Below are 15866 nucleotides of genomic sequence, written 5' to 3' on the forward strand. Positions count from 1 at the left end.
CGAAACTGGCAGCCGGAACTGTATTTGGCGGTGAAGCGTAATGAGCAGCGGAGAGCAAATGAACGGTAACAAAGGCGGCGGCGCAAACGCTGCCCGTTCCGCAGGCGGCAAAGGCCGCTCCAGCTCCGGCCGTCATGCTGGTGCCGGACAAGGGCGCGGCGGACAAAGCCGCGGCAAAGGTCAAGGCAGAAACAATGGTCAAGGCAACGGCAATGCTCCTCGTGAGACTGCCGGAACCCGCGCCCCAGTTCTACGTGCCGGCAGAGCACCTCGCACGCCGAGGGAGCTGGCGCTGGATACGCTGGTTAAGGTCGCCGAGACCGGTGCGTATAGCAACCTGCAGTTGAATCGCGCCCTTCAGGACGCACAGCTGCAGCGTGCGGATGCGGCACTAGCAACAGAGCTTGTATACGGCACGATTCAGCGGCAGCTTACGCTGGACCATTGGCTGAGCAAATTTGCCGCCAAAGGTTTGCACAAGCTGGAGCCGTGGGTGCATCAACTGCTGCGCATGAGCGCTTATCAGCTGTTGTACCTCGATCGAATCCCGGCCCATGCAGCGGTGAATGAAGCGGTGACGATCGCCAAACGGCGCGGACACCAAGGCATCTCGGGAATGGTCAATGGCATTCTCCGCAGCATAGACCGTAATCGAGCTGAGCTGACAGTATCAGCGATTAACGATAAGGATCCGGTCGCGAGAATCGCGCTTCGCCACTCTTACCCGGAGTGGCTGGTGCAAAGATGGATAGAGGCTTATGGCGAGGAAGCAGCCGAAGCGATTTGTGCGGCAGGCAATGAGCCCCCTCACGCCAGCCTGCGGATCAACCCGCTGCGCGGAGCGAGGGAAGAGGCGCTCCGGCAATTGACGGAGCAAGGCTTCGACGCTTCGGCCTCGGTTATTGCCCCGGCAGGTATTGCGGTTCGCCGCGGCGGCAACTTGGCCGATACGGAAGGCTTCCGTCAGGGCAAATGGACGGTACAGGATGAGAGCTCCATGCTCGTGGCCGAGGTGGCTGCACCACAGCCGGGCATGCAAGTGCTGGACTGCTGTGCTGCGCCTGGCGGCAAATCGACGCACTTGGCTGAACTAATGGAAGGCAAAGGCAAAGTATGGGCCAATGATCTGCATCCGCATAAGCGGCCATTGATCGAGGCACAAGCAGAGCGGCTGGGGCTGAACAATATCGAGGTCATTACCGGCGATGCCGGGGCGCTCGATGAGCGGTTCCCGGAGTCTTCCATGGAAGTCGTATTGCTTGACGCGCCATGCTCCGGTTTTGGTGTCATTCGACGCAAGCCGGAGATCAAATGGACGAAGACAGCCGGCGATGTTGCGGAAATAGCGGCAATTCAGCGCAGGCTGCTCCGGGCTGCGGCCAATCTGGTCAAACCAGGCGGGACGCTCGTCTACAGCACTTGTACGATCGAGAAGGCGGAGAATGAGCAGCAAGTGGCAGCTTTTCTGTCGGAGCATTCCGAGTTCGAGCTGGACGCCGAATGGCCGGAAGCTGTGCTTCGTCCGTTACGGCAAGCAGGAGCGATCGATGAAAGCTTCGCCGGACAGGCGCAGCTGCTGCCCCAGCATTTTGACAGCGACGGCTTCTTCATCGCCCGCATGCGCAAGCGCGCTTAAGCCGTTTGTGGCTGTGCATGGGCGTTTGTGGTAAAATAAATCATCAGCGGAGCAGGCACTGCCTGCCATCCGCGCCAATTCAGAGTCAGGTGTGATAAAAAACGATGAAACCTATTATTTATGACTATACGCTGGAACAGCTTCAAGATTGGATGAAAGAGAACGGGGAGCCCGCATTCCGGGGCGGCCAGCTGTTCGATTGGCTGTACGTGAAGCGCGTCAATAGCTTCGAAGACATGTCGAATTTGCCAAAAGCGCTGCGCGATAAGCTGGAGAACCATTTCCAATTCGTGACGCTGACTGAAATTACGAAGTTCGAATCGAAGGACGGCACCGTTAAGTTTCTGTTCGGCCTGCATGACAATCACGCGATCGAGACCGTTATTATGCGCCATGATTACGGCAACAGCATATGTGTAACGACGCAGGTTGGCTGCCGGATCGGCTGTACGTTTTGCGCTTCGACGCTGGGCGGCTTGAAACGGAATTTGACGGCCGGCGAGATCGTCGCTCAGGTTGTAACGGCGCAACAAATGCTGGACGCAACGAATGAGCGCGTATCAAGTATCGTAATCATGGGCTCCGGCGAGCCGTTTGAGAATTATGACGCTACGATGGCTTTTCTGCGTATTATGATACACGAGAAGGGTCTGAACATCGGACAGCGCCATATTACCGTCTCGACGAGCGGCATTGTGCCAAGCATGTATAAATTTACGGAAGAAAACACGCAGATCAATCTGGCGATTTCGATTCATGCGCCGAATGACAAGCTGCGCTCGAAGCTGATGCCGGTTAACCGCCGCTTTCCTTTCGAGGATGTTATGGCCGCGTGCCGCAACCATATTGCGAAGACAGGTCGCCGTATTACGTTCGAATATGCGTTAATCGGAGGCGTAAATGACCGCCCAGAGCATGCACAGGAGCTGGCGGATGTGCTGCAAGGGATGCTGTGCCACGTTAACCTCATTCCGGTCAACCATGTACCGGAACGCAATTATGTACGTACGCCGCGCGAGGATATTTTCGAATTCCAGCGCATTCTGGAACGCAACAAGATCAACGCGACGATCCGCAGGGAGCAGGGCCATGATATTGCTGCCGCATGCGGTCAATTAAGGGCGAAACATATGGAGTCCACGACGGGGTGATGACGGTTGTTAATTACGGCAAGCCGAAGTGATATTGGACGTATTCGTCAAATTAATGAGGACCGCTCTTGGGTAGGGCAGCTGGCAAACGGCATTACGCTGGCGATCGTTGCCGATGGCATGGGCGGTCATCAGGCGGGTGACGTCGCCAGTCAGCTGGCGGTCAATTCATTCCGCGATTCGATGGAACAAAAAGCGGGTAAAGACGGATTGACGCTGCAAGAGGGGAAAATGCTCATTCGGCAAGCGATTGTCGGAGCCAATGACGTTGTCTACGATATGGCTTCCCGCAATGAGCAATATTACAATATGGGGACGACTGTCGTTGCGGCGATGCTTATTGGCATGGAGACGATTATCGGCCATATTGGCGACAGCCGCGTATATCAGATTGCCAAAGGGAAGATTATGCAGCTGACTGAGGATCATACGCTCGTTAACGAGCTGTTCAAATCCGGTCAGGTAAGCGCAGAGGAAGCCGCCAATCATCCCCGCCGCAACGTGATTACCCGCGCGGTAGGAACGGATGCTCAGGTGGAGGTTGATATTTTGACTACTGCTCTGGAGCCGGACGACGTTCTTCTGCTATGCAGCGACGGCTTGACCAATATGGTCAATGACGAGCAGATTTTGCAGGCCGTTCTGGAAGAGGGATCGGATCTGTCCGATAAAGCGGAGCGCCTCGTCCAAATGGCGCTAAGCGCGGGCGGAGACGACAATATTACCGTTGTGCTTATCCAGGATACCGCGGGCGCTTCGAACCAAGGGGGTGACAACGGATGATCGGACATGATCTTGGCGGACGCTACGAAATATTGACCCGGATCGGCGGAGGCGGGATGGCGCTGGTGTATAAAGCGCATGACGTCCTGCTGAACCGGAACGTCGCAGTCAAAGTGCTGCGGCAGCAATTCGTCCATGACGAGGAGTTTATTCGCCGTTTCCGGCGCGAGGCGCAATCAGCTGCGTCACTATCGCATCCCAACGTTGTCAGCATCTATGATGTCGGACAAGAGGACGATACGCATTATATCGTCATGGAATATATCGAAGGTCATAATTTAAATGAAATTATTCAAGAGCGAGCGCCGCTGCAAACCGATGAAGCGGTGCGAATTGCCGTGCAAATATGCGACGCGCTCGACCATGCGCATCAGAACCATATTATTCACCGCGACATTAAGCCGCATAATATATTGATCGGTAAGAACGGAAGAGTAAAGGTAACGGACTTCGGCATCGCGAGAGCTGCTACAGCATCGACGATTACGCAAACGGGCTCGGTTATTGGCTCCGTTCATTACTTCTCTCCCGAGCATGCCAAAGGCGTCAATACCGGAGAGAAATCCGATCTCTATTCGCTCGGCATCGTCATCTACCAGATGCTGACCGGCAAGCTGCCTTTTTTAGGAGAAAGCCCGATCAGTGTAGCGCTTAAGCATTTGCAGGAGGATTTCGAATCGCCGAGAGTCGTGAATCCGCATATTCCGCAAAGCGTGGAAAATATCATTCTGAAGGCTACGCGCAAAAATCAGTCAGAGCGTTACAACTCTGCGCATGAAATGCTGCTGGATCTGGACTCCTGTTTAAAGCCGGAGAGGCTGAATGAGCCAAAGGCAACGTTCGTAAGCGACAGTGACTTGGATGAGACGCGCGTCATGCCGGCAATACGGGGAGATTTCCGTCCTTCGCCGCCACCGCCATCTATGACTCCGCCGCCGGTTGAAAGGCTGGAGCGGGATCGGTCGTCGGCGCAGCCGAATGACAGCAAGCGGAAGGAAGAGTCCGCTGCGACTAAGAAGCCTATGAGCTGGAAGCGGACTACGTCTATTGTTGTCATTACGCTCGTTGCACTGGCTTTAATCGTCTGGGGCTTCACAGCCGTATTGAAAAAGCTGGATGTGGCAGAGGTGAAAGTTCCTTACGTAGTTGGCAAGCAGTTGAAAGAAGCTAGAGAAGAGCTCGAGGCTGCCGGATTGAGCGTCGAGGACCCGGTTACGGAAGAATTTAAGGCGGACATTCCAGCCGGACAGGTCTATGAGCAGACGAAAGCCAATATGCTGGTGAAGAAAGGCTCATTTATCCACCTTTCCGTCAGCAAAGGTGCAGAGCTGGAGAAGCTTTCTGAATATAAAGGCCAAAAGCTGCAGGTCGCTAAAGACGAGCTTTCTGCGCTTGGCGTCGACGTAGAAGATCGTTCCGTATTTAAAGTTGAGGAATTGTACAGCGATCAGGATGCCGGCACGATTATCAACCAGACTCCTGCAGCGGGTACTGAATTTAATCCCAAAGATGTTCAGTTTACCTTTATGGTCAGCAAGGGCCGTGAGACGTTCCCTATGCCGAACTTGGTCGGAAAGACGGTTGCTGAGGCGAAAGATGAAATAAGGGCGTATGAGCTTGTGCTGAACAATGACGACATATTGTATGAGCCGAGCTACGACGTGAAGAAAGGAATCGTCATCGATTCCGACCCGTACAAATACAAGGACCCGGTGTCGAAAGGCAAGCGAATATCCATCCGGGTCAGCTCCGGTCCTCCTGCGGATGCGAAGGAGCATCAGTTCAACATTACGATCTCGCCAACGCTGGCAGGTAAGACGAGTGAAATCCGAATCGTTTATTCCGATGCTCAAGGAGAGACAGTGGAGTGGGGCAAACGACAGATTTCAGATACGCAGACTTTCCCGGTTAAGGTGCTCGTGAGGCCGGACGGAGAAGCGACGGTATTCGTATATCGGGATGGGCAATATGTCGATAAGAAAACGATCACCTATGCAGAAATTACGAAAGGCTCTGGTTCGACGACGGTGACAATACCGGGAGCGGACCCGACTCCACCTCCAGTAATAGAAGTGCCTACGGATACTGATCCTGTAGAAACGCAAGGGCTGCAAACCGGCAATAACGGCGGAGATGGAGAACACACAGATGAGCAGCACTAAGCAGTTGAAAGGTCGCATTGTAAAAGCGCTAAGCGGTTATTATTACGTGCTGCCGGTCGAGGAAGGTCCTTCCGGCCAGACAGTGCAGTGCCGAGGCCGAGGCGTTTTTAAGAAAAAGGGGATTAACCCCCTCGTCGGCGACGAGGTCTATTACAGCCTTACGGAGAACGGCGAAGGAACGGTGGAGGAGATTTTGCCCCGTTCCTCCGAGCTCATTCGCCCGCCTGTCTCCAACATTGATCTGGCGATTCTGGTCTTCTCCGTTACGGAGCCGACCTTGAATCTGCAATTGCTGGACAAGTTTCTTGTTCATATCGAGCATACGGGAATTGAAGCCGTGCTTTGTCTCAGCAAGCAGGATCTGGAGAAGGACGGCAGCGAGACGAAAGAGGCATCGGAGGCAGCTGCCGCCGTTAACCGGATTTATTCGGCAATCGGCTATGAAGTATATGGCACGAGCTCGCGGCTTGGCGAAGGCGTTGAGGCGCTGCATGAACGGCTGCAAGGCCACCTTGCCGTATTCGCCGGTCAATCCGGCGTCGGCAAATCCTCGCTGCTTAACGCAATCGTACCGGGACTTGAGCTGGAGACGAACGCGATCAGCAATCGGCTGGGCCGGGGCAAGCATACGACCCGCCATGTGGAGCTCATCGATATCGGCGGCGCATATGTAGCCGATACGCCGGGCTTTAGCCAGCTGGACTTTGCCGAGCTTGGCATCGAGGATCTCGGTTATTGCTTCCGCGAGATGCGGGAGCTGTCGCCGGATTGCAAATTCCGGGCTTGCAACCATGTACATGAGCCGGGCTGTGCCGTGCTGAAAGCGGTCGAGGAAGGGCGGATCGAACAAAGCCGCCACCAGCATTACTTGCTGTTTATGGCGGAAATGAAAGAGAAAAAACGGAGGTACTAACCTAATGGCATTAATCGCACCTTCTATTTTGTCGGCGGATTTCTCCCGCCTGGGCGAGGAAATCAAGGAAGCAGAGCGGGCAGGAGCCGATTGGATTCATGTTGACGTCATGGACGGCTTGTTCGTTCCGAATTTGACTTTTGGTCCTCCTGTAATTGGCGCCGTACGTTCGGCAACGAAGCTGCCGTTCGATGTGCATCTGATGATTGAACGCCCGGAGCTGTCTATTGCGAGCTATGCGGCTGCTGGAGCGAATCGGATTACGGTACACGCGGAAGCTTGCCTTCATTTGCATAGAACGATTCATCAAATTAAAGAGCTGGGCTTGCCGGCAGGCGTGGCGCTTAATCCAGCGACACCGATATCGGTTCTTGACTGCATCATCGATGATGTAGATCTCGTATTGATTATGACAGTCAATCCGGGCTTTGGCGGCCAATCCTTCATTCCTCATTCGCTGCAAAAGCTGCGCCAGCTGCGCAAGCTGCTGAGCGAGCGCGGTTTGGATCATGTGCATGTACAGGTAGACGGAGGCATTAACAGCGAAACTTCTAAGCTGGTTACGGAAGCCGGGGCGAATGTCCTCGTTGCAGGAAATGCCGTGTTTGGCGAAAGTGACCGCGCTGCAGCAATTGCGGCACTGCGTTAGGAGGCGGACCTGTGACAGAGCCTATGGATTTGGACTTGGATGAGTACGAAGAGCCGAGATGGAAGAGCATCCTTTGGATTTTGCTTTATTCACTGGTATGCGGTTTACTGCTTATGGCCTTTTCGCTCATCGCGTCGATCGTAAAGTTTGTCTTTTCGCTTGCGGCGTTATTTCTAATTATCCGGTTTTTCAAACGTTATGAGCGTTGGGGCGCGAGGGGTGCCTTCATTGCACTGACGGTTGTCTTTTATTTCTTATCCGCGGTTATAGCGGCTTTCTTCATTTATATGCAGCAATACGGCCCGGCTGCTTCGGGCTAATAGAGAAGGGCTAATGCGGGCGTCTTGCAATGGAATAGGACGACTGTACGCCGCATAGGATGGTTACATGAACGAAGGTTCGTGTAGCCATTTTTTTTATGGAGATAAGCAAGCTTGAATTCCGGCACAGCTGCTTGTTTTTCGCAGGCTGCACCTAGCTTCGCTGCCAAAGGACGACGCATAGCGGATACAATCGGCTAATCAGGCAATTGCCGATGAAGGAAGGGAACTAAGCTTAAATCAACGTTTCGACGAGTGTCTGGGGAGGGATGGGGCATGAAATTTTACACGATCAAGCTGCCGAAATTTTTGGGCGGATTCGTCAAAGCCATATTGAATACGTTCCAAAAAAACTAGGTTCGCAGTAGCAGCCTCCATCGAATGATCGTGGTTATACGAAAAAAAAGCACCTGGGTTCAGGTGCTTTTTGTCTACCGCCGGAAAACTCCATGCGGATGTTGTTATACTATACACGAGTGATTTTGCCGGATTTCAGCGCGCGTGTGCTGACGTAAACGCGTTTCGGTTTACCATCAACCAAGATGCGAACTTTCTGCACGTTTACACCCCAAGAACGACGGTTTTTGTTATTCGCGTGGGAAACGTGGTTACCTGTACCAGGCGATTTGCCTGTAATGAAACATTTGCGGGACATGAGTACACCTCCTTCAAAAGCCTACTTCGTTAGCATGCGCTTTAAGTTTTGCTTCTCATAGCTTGCAATCATCGTCCAGGACGACTGAAGCAGCTGTCTGCAGCAAAAATGCTTGGTTGCATAAGCGGTAAGTCCGTGCGTGCTGCATTCCAATCTAAAGCAACCATGGCTTGTATTAGCCGTAATAAAGCCTACACATAAACACACTTGAATATCGTATCACAATTATGATGGCTCAGCAACTTAAAAGTACGCAAATAGCGAACATTTTCCGAGGCCAGTATCGACTTTTTCAGATGATAGATGTCATGGTTTTACACGCTGCCCTTCTATATCCGTGCCGTTTATAGTACAATGGTTTATAGTCCATAATATATACCGTAAAGGAGTGTATTTCCATGCCACTGCAGCTTAGCACTGAACTTGGCCAAATATCCGTAACCGATAACACCATCGCCGTCATAGCAGGCTCCGCAGCCATGGATTGTTATGGACTTGTCGGGATGGCGTCCCGCAAGCAACTGAAAGACGGCATTGCCGAGCTGCTCGGCCGCGAGAATATGTCGAGAGGCGTCGAAGTACGAAGAGACAACGACAGTCTGCAGATTGATCTGCACATTATTGTGAGCTACGGAACGAAAATTTCCGAGGTGGCCCACAATATTCAAACTAAAGTTAAATATGTTCTAAATGAGGTTATTGGTTTACAAGTGGATCAGGTTCATATATTTGTACAAGATGTTAGGGTAATAACTTAGTAGCATAGTAGCAGGAAGGGGAATTTTCGTTGAGTAAGCGCTCCATTAACGGATCTGATTTTACCGCCATGGCACTGCTCGGTGCGGAAATGTTGCAACAAAACGTAGACCGGGTAAATGCATTGAATGTGTTTCCGGTGCCAGACGGGGATACGGGAACGAATATGAATCTTACGATTGCATCGGGGGTTCGCGAGCTGCGGAGCAAGCCTTCCGATCAGCTAGGCAAGGCGACGGAGGCCATGTCCAAAGGACTTCTCATGGGAGCAAGGGGCAACTCCGGGGTCATTCTATCCCAGCTGTTCCGCGGCTTTTCCAAAGCGCTCGCTAATCTGGACGAAGCAGGCACGACGCAAGTGGCTGCCGCATTCCAGCAGGGTGTAGACATGGCTTACAAAGCGGTGGTCAAGCCGGTAGAGGGCACCATTCTGACGGTTGCCAAAGAAGCTGCCAAGCATGCGGTTCAGCATGCCCGCCGTACGAATGATGTTGTCGAGCTGATGCGCGAGGTACATGCCAAGGCGCATGAGGCGCTGCAGCGCACGCCGGATTTGCTGCCGATATTAAAGCAGGTTGGCGTCGTTGATTCCGGCGGACAAGGGCTTGTCTTCATTTATGAAGGGTTTGTCCGCAGCTTGACTGAAGGCAGCCATTCGCAAGATGCATATGCGTTTCAATCAGAGGCGGCAGCGCCTGAGGAAGTTGCAGTTGCCCAGCCGGTCGTGGAGCCAAGACGTACCTCTTCACCGTCCGCGACATCAGCGCAATCGCGCCTGTCTACGGAAGACATTGAGTTTCTATACGATATGGAATTCTTTATTAAAAGGAATGTGAGCGGGAATCGTGTGCCGTTTTTTGATGAATACGCTTTCAAGAAAGCGTTGGAAAAAGACGGCGATTCCATCCTTGTCATCGTCGAGGACGATATCATTAAAGTGCATGTCCATTCCCGCAAGCCGGGAGATGTGTTTAATTTGGCATTGCCTTACGGTGAGCTTACCGATATGCACATTCTGAACATGCGCGAGCAGCACCGCGAGCTCCTGATTCAAGAGGGGGATACTCCGGCATTTGCGGCGGTTCCTGAATATGCGCTCAGCGGCGACATCTCGTCGGCGCAGCTGCTGGCAGGTACCGATTCACAGCAGGTCGTGCCGCCGGGACAGGTTCATGAATGGGCGCCTTTTGGCATCATTGCGGTTGCGATGGGAGAAGGCATTACGAATATTTTCCTCGGCAACGAGGTGGATATCGTCCTCTCCGGCGGGCAGACGATGAATCCAAGTACGGAAGATTTTCTAAAGGCGATTGAATCATTGCCTGCTGAGCATATTTATTTGCTGCCTAATAACGGCAACATCATTCTTGCCGCCGAGCAAGCGGCTGAGCTGAGCGAACGGAACGTGACCGTGATTCCGACCAAGACAATTCCGCAAGGGTTGTCGGCTATTCTGGCCTTCAAGGAAGAGGAGTCGGCGGAACGCAATGCCGCCTGGATGAAGAACGCGGCCGAGCAAGTGCTCTCCGGCCAAGTCACTCATGCTGTGCGTGACACTTCAATTGACGGTGTGGACATCCGGGAGGGCGATTATATCGCCATTAAGGAAAAAGGAATTATTGCCGCATCGAAGGAATTGCAGCAGGCATGTCAGCTGCTGATTGCCAGCATGATGGAGCAGGGCGGCGATCTGCTGACGGTGTTGACCGGCGAGGATGCAGAGGATACCGACATTGGTGCGCTTAGCGCTTGGATGGAAGAAACATATCCGGATGTCGAACTGGAGCTGCTTGAGGGCGGGCAGCCGCTGTATCCGTATTTATTTGCATTAGAGTAATGTTTTTGTTGTTGATTAAGAAGGGGGATGGCTTATGGGGAAGATTCGAATCGTTGTCGACAGCACATGCGATATTCCGCTGCCAGTTCGGGAAGAGCTGGGGATTGAAATGGTGCCGTTAAAGGTGCTGTTCGGCGAGGAGACGTATTTGGATTATGTGACCATCGGCTCTGAGCAATTCTACGAGAAGCTGGCCGCATCGTCGGCGCTGCCGACAACCTCCCAACCGTCTCCGTCGGAATTTCAAGCCGTCTATGAACGCGTGCTTCAGGAAGATCCCGGTGCATCCATCATTTCGATACATTTATCGGGCGCGGTCAGCGGTACTTATCAGTCTGCAGTTATTGGCAAGTCCATGCTGGAGGAAGAAGCGGACATTACGGTCTATGACAGCAAGTCGGCTTCTTACGGAGCTGGTATGCGTGCGGTAGCAGCAGCGAGATTGGCGGCAGCAGGCCGTTCGAAAGAAGAGATCATTGCGGAGATCGAGCGTCTGGAGCGGGAGACTCAGCTTTATTTTCTCGTCGATTCGCTGGAATATTTGCATAAGGGCGGCCGGATAGGCCGAGCTTCGGCGTTGATTGGTTCGCTGTTGAACATCAAGCCGATTCTATCGCTGGATAAAGAAGGTGCAGTCTACTCGGTAGACAAGCAGCGGGGGACGAAAAAAGCGATACAGCGTATTATCGAGATGCTGGATCAGTCTTTTGGCAGTGATCCTGTGGCGATTACCATTGCCTGGACGCAAGGAAATGCCATCGCGATGGATTTGTGCGAGCAGGTGAAGAGCAAGTTTAATGTGCAGTCGGTTGATTTTACGACGATTGGGGCGGTTATCGGGACGCATGTGGGTCCGGGTACCTCTGCCGTGTTCATGTATAGAGTGTGAGGTTGATAATGATGACGCTGGATCAAATTTCCGTCCGGCAAATTAAAGGCGTGAGCGCTCCTAAAGAGGAAGAGCTTCACGCCTTTGGCGTTCAGACTGTCGCCGATTTGCTGGACTACTTTCCCTATCGATATGAGGATTATCGCATTCGCGAGCTGTCCGAAGTGAAGGACGGCGAAAAAGTAACGGTGCAAGGCACGATTCGCGGCAACGGCATACTGCAGCGTTACGGCCGCAGTAAATCGAGGCTGACGTGCAAAATTGAAATCGAGCATATGCTGGTGACCGCGGTATGGTTCAACCGGCATTTTCTGCAAAGCCAGCTTGTGCCCGGCCGAGAAATCGTACTGACCGGCAAGTGGGAGCAGCAGCGGCTGCAAATGACGATCTCCGAGTCCGAGTTTCCCGACAAGGCGGGAGCTCCGAAGTCGGGGACCCTGCAGCCGGTCTATTCCGTGGGAGGCGGTATTACACAGCCCTGGATGCGCAAGACGGTTGGACAGGCATTGGCGCAGTATGGCGCAATGATTGAAGAGGTGCTGCCGCATTCACTTGTGGAACAGCATGGACTGATGTCGCGGCGTGATGCCGTGCTGCACATTCATCAGCCTGGCGATGTGCGGGAAGGGCAGGAAGCGCGGCGGCGGATGGTCTATGAGGAGCTGTTCCTGTTTCAGCTCAAGCTGCAGGCTTACCGTTCGCTGAACCGCAAACGCGGAGACGGCATCGCTCATAAGGTAAATGGAGAGACGATCCGGTTATTCGCTCAAACGCTGCCCTTCGAGCTGACAGACGGGCAGAAGAAGGTCGTAAACGAAATTATGTCGGATATGCGCCAGCCTGCCGCGATGAACCGATTGCTGCAAGGCGACGTTGGCTCCGGCAAAACGGTAGTGGCCGCAATCGCTCTATACTGCACGGTCAAGGCGGGACATCAAGGTGCGCTAATGGTGCCAACGGAAATTTTGGCGGATCAGCATTTGCGGTCGCTGCAGAAGCTGTTTGCGGATGCGGGTATTGAGGTCGGGCTGCTGACCGGCAGCATGACGGAGCGCCGCCGCCGTGATGTGCTTGCAGGCTTGCAGATGGGGATGATCGACATCATCGTCGGGACGCATGCGCTTATTCAGGACGGCGTGTTTTTCCGCAGTCTGGGACTTGTCGTGACGGATGAGCAGCATCGGTTTGGCGTTAACCAGCGGAGCGTGCTACGCCGCAAAGGGCTGAATCCCGATGTGCTGACGATGACAGCGACACCGATCCCACGAACGCTGGCGATTACGGCGTTTGGCGATATGGACGTGTCGACGATTCGCGAGCGTCCGCATGGGCGGAAGCCGATCAAGACGTATTGGGTGAAGCATGGCATGATGGACCGCGTGCTGGGCTTTATCCGCAAAGAGGTGGATGAAGGCCGGCAGGCTTACGTCATTTGTCCGCTGATTGAAGAATCGGACAAGCTGGATGTGCAGAATGCGATCGACGTATTCGTGCAGATGCAGCAGGCTTTCCCGGATTTGAAGGTCGGGCTGCTGCATGGACGGTTGACCGCCTCGGATAAAGATGAGGTCATGAGCAGCTTCAGCGAGAATGAGACGCAGCTGCTTATCGCGACGACGGTAGTCGAGGTTGGCGTTGACGTGCCGAATGCAACGCTCATGATTATTATGGACTCGGAGCGGTTTGGGCTGTCGCAGCTTCATCAGCTTCGCGGCCGTGTCGGGCGCGGCGAGCATCAATCGCATTGCATTCTTGTCGCCGATCCGAAGTCAGAGACGGGCCGTGAGCGGATGAAGGTAATGACGGAGACGGACGATGGCTTTGAGGTGGCGCGTCGAGATCTCGAGCTGCGCGGGCCGGGCGACTTCTTCGGAACGAAGCAAAGCGGACTGCCGGAGTTCCGGGTTGCGGATATGGCCGCCGATTTCGAGACGCTGGAATTAGCCCGGGACGATGCAGCTGAGCTGTGCGCGAAGGAGGAATTTTGGACTGAATCCGCTTATGCGCGGGTTCGGGCTTACTTGCAGAAGGATCAAATTTTTCAGGGCGAACAGCTGGATTAAGCAACATCTCCTCCATTGCGGCATATAGTTTAACGATTAGATTGGAATGCCGGATGGAGGTGTCCTAGCTCGTGAGTTACCAAAAGTACGGCATTCGGCCGCAACTGGTCGAACGCGTCAAGATCAAGATGAAAAATCCGGTCGTCAAGGACCGGATACGTCTGTTGTTGGGTAATGTGACGAAGTATGATTTGCAGGACCGCGTCAAGGTGAGAAAGCTGGTCAAATCGGCGGCCGTTATTTTGCAGGAGCAGTTGACGGAAACGCAAGAGGAGCAAGTCATCGCATTTGTACTGGGTCAAAAAATAGATCCGAACAACACGTTTCACCTGCTCAAGCTGTGGAGCATGTTCCGATAACGGATCGGATCATTGGTGGAGAAAAAGGGCAGCACCTTGCAAAATTTGCAGGGTGTTGCCCTTTTTCGATATTAGCCATGCAACACATCTGCACTTGTCTGCCGCCTACCACAGTCCCAGCTGTTCGTCTTGCGGGCTGGGCTCCAGTGAAATTGGCTCGATGCAATTCGGCTCGTCATGGCGCACATTGCCGACTGCAGCTGCGACGGGATAGGCCTCCAGCTCGTCCGCTGGAAAAGGCTGCAGCAGCTGATACAGCTCCTGCGGCTCTTGAATGCTGCGGTCTAGCCAAAGCCTCTCGTCGTCTTGATGCAAAATGACCGGCATTCGGTCGTGAATGGGTGCCATCAGCGTATTGGGGGCAGTCGTCATGATCGTACAGCTGTTGACCGTCGTTCCGTCGGGCGCAGTCCATGTCTCATACAAACCTGCCATACTGAAGATCGAGCGGTCCCTGCGGACGATGCGCATCGGCTGCTTGCCTTTGCCTGCTGCGTCTTTCTTCCATTCATAAAAGCCGTCTGCCGGGATGAGGCAGCGCTTGCGGCGCAGCGGTGTCTGGAACGCGGGCTTGGCGGCCGCCGTCTCGGAGCGGGCGTTCAGCATCATATAGCCGACCTTGGGGCTGTCAGCCCATGGCGGGATCAGGCCCCATTTCAGCTCGCCCAGCCGGTTCTGTTTGCCGTCATTGACGATGGCAAGCACCATCTGTCCCGGTGCTACATTATATTTCGGCTGATGATAAGGGACAGTTACCGCTCCGATCATATAGCGGATCATCAGCTCCTCCAGCGTCACTGCGATCGTATATCTTCCGCACATGGCAGTCGCCTCGCTTTCCTTCCGTTTAGAATAAATAGTTATACCTATTATGCATGGATACTGGGTGATCGGCAAATCCGTGATGGCTATTATACAAACTAAACTCCAGGATAGTAGTCGTACCCTAATCTATATATTTATTTAGTTGTTTTTTCGTATGGATTCGATCGAACTGCAGGAACATTTTTTTATAATATAGAATTAGTTCAATTAAGAAATAATCCAGATGTCACCCATATTAATATAAGGCAGGTGCATGATGCAAAATAGCTATACCTCATTTTTTACTATACAATCCAATGGTATAAACGAAATGAGTTATGAGGACCCTGCTTGTGTCGCTCTCATTCATATAGCTGATTTCCGTGATCCGGTTTGGTGGGCAGCCATAACCAAGGTGATAAGTAAAAGTGAAAATGAAAATAGTATAGTAAAGCCTACTCTTGAACAAAAAAGGGAAATTTATAAGAGGATATGCGCGCATAAAATGTTGGACAGCATGAATGGGATATTTACTTCTGAATTTGATTTTATTGAAGTCAGTATCAATGATATTGATTATAAGAAAAGTATATTAGATTTGTAGGAGGCTTAAGAGCAGCGGAAACGTTAGCCGGTTTTAAGTTGGAGATGTTTAAGTTTGTTACGATAATGGACGATATAGTATTTCATAGAATCGTAATTCCCGCATTTACAGGAAATTCAAAAGCGGTATTGAATTTCGTAAGAACTTAGAAAGATTTGTGAAAATAGGGATTGATCTAATACCACTAGAATATCTTGTCGGTCATACAAATATAGGGTATGATTTCAATATTATACTCCGGCCGGTCTGCTTCCAGCATCTACCGTTGCCGATACAGCGAGGTAG

16 protein-coding genes are annotated in these 15866 nt (G+C 52.7%); 14 read left to right on the plus strand and 2 right to left on the minus strand.

What is annotated here, in order from left to right; genetic code table 11:
- Nucleotides 1–40: 40 nt before the first annotated feature.
- From rsmB to spoVM, 8 genes are all read left to right on the plus strand, one after another.
- Complete coding sequence (rsmB, locus tag IEX98_RS22550) at nucleotides 41–1636, plus strand: 16S rRNA (cytosine(967)-C(5))-methyltransferase RsmB (protein ID WP_229692332.1); 1596 nt, start codon at nucleotides 41–43, stop codon at nucleotides 1634–1636.
- Between the two features lie 104 nt (nucleotides 1637–1740).
- Nucleotides 1741–2787 (plus strand): 23S rRNA (adenine(2503)-C(2))-methyltransferase RlmN, encoded by a 1047-nt coding sequence (gene rlmN, locus IEX98_RS22555; protein ID WP_188891718.1) that lies wholly within the window; start codon nucleotides 1741–1743, stop codon nucleotides 2785–2787.
- Nucleotides 2788–2793: 6 nt separating this feature from the next.
- A complete protein-coding gene (locus IEX98_RS22560) occupies nucleotides 2794–3570 on the plus strand; it encodes a Stp1/IreP family PP2C-type Ser/Thr phosphatase (RefSeq protein WP_188891720.1) in 777 nt (258 codons plus the stop codon).
- Nucleotides 3567–5732 carry a Stk1 family PASTA domain-containing Ser/Thr kinase gene (gene pknB / locus IEX98_RS22565; protein WP_188891722.1) on the plus strand — a complete coding sequence of 722 codons (2166 nt, stop codon included), beginning with the start codon at nucleotides 3567–3569 and terminating at the stop codon, nucleotides 5730–5732. Before IEX98_RS22560 ends, pknB begins: the two co-directional genes overlap by 4 nt.
- Nucleotides 5719–6645 (plus strand): ribosome small subunit-dependent GTPase A, encoded by a 927-nt coding sequence (gene rsgA / locus IEX98_RS22570; RefSeq protein ID WP_188891731.1) that lies wholly within the window; start codon nucleotides 5719–5721, stop codon nucleotides 6643–6645. Before pknB ends, rsgA begins: the two co-directional genes overlap by 14 nt.
- Nucleotides 6646–6649: 4 nt before the next feature.
- Complete coding sequence (gene rpe / locus IEX98_RS22575) at nucleotides 6650–7294, plus strand: ribulose-phosphate 3-epimerase (protein ID WP_188891733.1); 645 nt, start codon at nucleotides 6650–6652, stop codon at nucleotides 7292–7294.
- 11 nt (nucleotides 7295–7305) lie between these two features.
- Nucleotides 7306–7614, plus strand: coding sequence for a hypothetical protein (locus IEX98_RS22580; protein ID WP_229692333.1), 309 nt, complete (start codon nucleotides 7306–7308; stop codon nucleotides 7612–7614).
- Nucleotides 7615–7890: 276 nt separating this feature from the next.
- Nucleotides 7891–7971 (plus strand): stage V sporulation protein SpoVM, encoded by an 81-nt coding sequence (gene spoVM, locus IEX98_RS22585; protein ID WP_010345573.1) that lies wholly within the window; start codon nucleotides 7891–7893, stop codon nucleotides 7969–7971.
- A gap of 109 nt (nucleotides 7972–8080) precedes the next feature.
- Here spoVM and rpmB read toward each other — a convergent pair whose 3' ends face one another.
- On the minus strand, nucleotides 8081–8269 hold the full coding sequence (gene rpmB / locus IEX98_RS22590; protein WP_042160148.1) for a 50S ribosomal protein L28: 189 nt from the start codon (nucleotides 8267–8269) through the stop codon (nucleotides 8081–8083).
- Between the two features lie 398 nt (nucleotides 8270–8667).
- On the opposite strand from rpmB, the gene IEX98_RS22595 reads away from it, so the two are divergent.
- From IEX98_RS22595 to IEX98_RS22615, 5 genes are all read left to right on the plus strand, one after another.
- Nucleotides 8668–9027 carry an Asp23/Gls24 family envelope stress response protein gene (locus IEX98_RS22595; RefSeq protein WP_042160150.1) on the plus strand — a complete coding sequence of 120 codons (360 nt, stop codon included), beginning with the start codon at nucleotides 8668–8670 and terminating at the stop codon, nucleotides 9025–9027.
- A gap of 29 nt (nucleotides 9028–9056) precedes the next feature.
- Entirely contained in the window at nucleotides 9057–10862 is a 1806-nt protein-coding gene (locus IEX98_RS22600) for a DAK2 domain-containing protein (protein ID WP_229692334.1), read from the plus strand.
- A gap of 34 nt (nucleotides 10863–10896) precedes the next feature.
- Nucleotides 10897–11751 carry a DegV family protein gene (locus IEX98_RS22605; RefSeq protein ID WP_188891735.1) on the plus strand — a complete coding sequence of 285 codons (855 nt, stop codon included), beginning with the start codon at nucleotides 10897–10899 and terminating at the stop codon, nucleotides 11749–11751.
- Nucleotides 11752–11762: 11 nt separating this feature from the next.
- Nucleotides 11763–13814 (plus strand): ATP-dependent DNA helicase RecG, encoded by a 2052-nt coding sequence (gene recG / locus IEX98_RS22610; RefSeq protein WP_188891981.1) that lies wholly within the window; start codon nucleotides 11763–11765, stop codon nucleotides 13812–13814.
- A gap of 71 nt (nucleotides 13815–13885) precedes the next feature.
- Nucleotides 13886–14173 carry a stage VI sporulation protein F gene (locus IEX98_RS22615; protein ID WP_188891737.1) on the plus strand — a complete coding sequence of 96 codons (288 nt, stop codon included), beginning with the start codon at nucleotides 13886–13888 and terminating at the stop codon, nucleotides 14171–14173.
- A gap of 105 nt (nucleotides 14174–14278) precedes the next feature.
- Here the strand turns inward: IEX98_RS22615 and IEX98_RS22620 are convergent, their stop codons facing one another.
- A complete protein-coding gene (locus IEX98_RS22620; RefSeq protein WP_188891739.1) occupies nucleotides 14279–14995 on the minus strand; it encodes an SOS response-associated peptidase in 717 nt (238 codons plus the stop codon).
- Nucleotides 14996–15251: 256 nt separating this feature from the next.
- Between IEX98_RS22620 and IEX98_RS22625 the strand changes: the two genes are divergently transcribed.
- Nucleotides 15252–15581 (plus strand): hypothetical protein, encoded by a 330-nt coding sequence (locus tag IEX98_RS22625; protein ID WP_188891741.1) that lies wholly within the window; start codon nucleotides 15252–15254, stop codon nucleotides 15579–15581.
- Nucleotides 15582–15866: the final 285 nt, after the last annotated feature.

Origin of the sequence: Paenibacillus radicis (ex Gao et al. 2016), assembly GCF_014641555.1 — a bacterium.
In the GTDB taxonomy this organism is placed as follows: Bacteria; Bacillota; Bacilli; order Paenibacillales; family Paenibacillaceae; genus Pristimantibacillus; species Pristimantibacillus radicis.

What these genes read in the sequence shown, in the direction of transcription:
- rsmB (WP_229692332.1), top strand. Translation starts at nt 41, where the DNA reads ATGAGCAGCGGAGAGCAAATGAACGGTAACAAAGGCGGCGGCGCAAAC.
- rlmN (WP_188891718.1), top strand. Translation starts at nt 1,741, where the DNA reads ATGAAACCTATTATTTATGACTATACGCTGGAACAGCTTCAAGATTGG.
- pknB (WP_188891722.1), top strand. Translation starts at nt 3,567, where the DNA reads ATGATCGGACATGATCTTGGCGGACGCTACGAAATATTGACCCGGATC.
- rsgA (WP_188891731.1), top strand. Translation starts at nt 5,719, where the DNA reads ATGAGCAGCACTAAGCAGTTGAAAGGTCGCATTGTAAAAGCGCTAAGC.
- rpe (WP_188891733.1), top strand. Translation starts at nt 6,650, where the DNA reads ATGGCATTAATCGCACCTTCTATTTTGTCGGCGGATTTCTCCCGCCTG.
- spoVM (WP_010345573.1), top strand. Translation starts at nt 7,891, where the DNA reads ATGAAATTTTACACGATCAAGCTGCCGAAATTTTTGGGCGGATTCGTC.
- rpmB (WP_042160148.1), bottom strand. Translation starts at nt 8,269, where the DNA reads ATGTCCCGCAAATGTTTCATTACAGGCAAATCGCCTGGTACAGGTAAC.
- IEX98_RS22595 (WP_042160150.1), top strand. Translation starts at nt 8,668, where the DNA reads ATGCCACTGCAGCTTAGCACTGAACTTGGCCAAATATCCGTAACCGAT.
- IEX98_RS22605 (WP_188891735.1), top strand. Translation starts at nt 10,897, where the DNA reads ATGGGGAAGATTCGAATCGTTGTCGACAGCACATGCGATATTCCGCTG.
- recG (WP_188891981.1), top strand. Translation starts at nt 11,763, where the DNA reads ATGACGCTGGATCAAATTTCCGTCCGGCAAATTAAAGGCGTGAGCGCT.
- IEX98_RS22620 (WP_188891739.1), bottom strand. Translation starts at nt 14,995, where the DNA reads ATGTGCGGAAGATATACGATCGCAGTGACGCTGGAGGAGCTGATGATC.
- IEX98_RS22625 (WP_188891741.1), top strand. Translation starts at nt 15,252, where the DNA reads ATGATGCAAAATAGCTATACCTCATTTTTTACTATACAATCCAATGGT.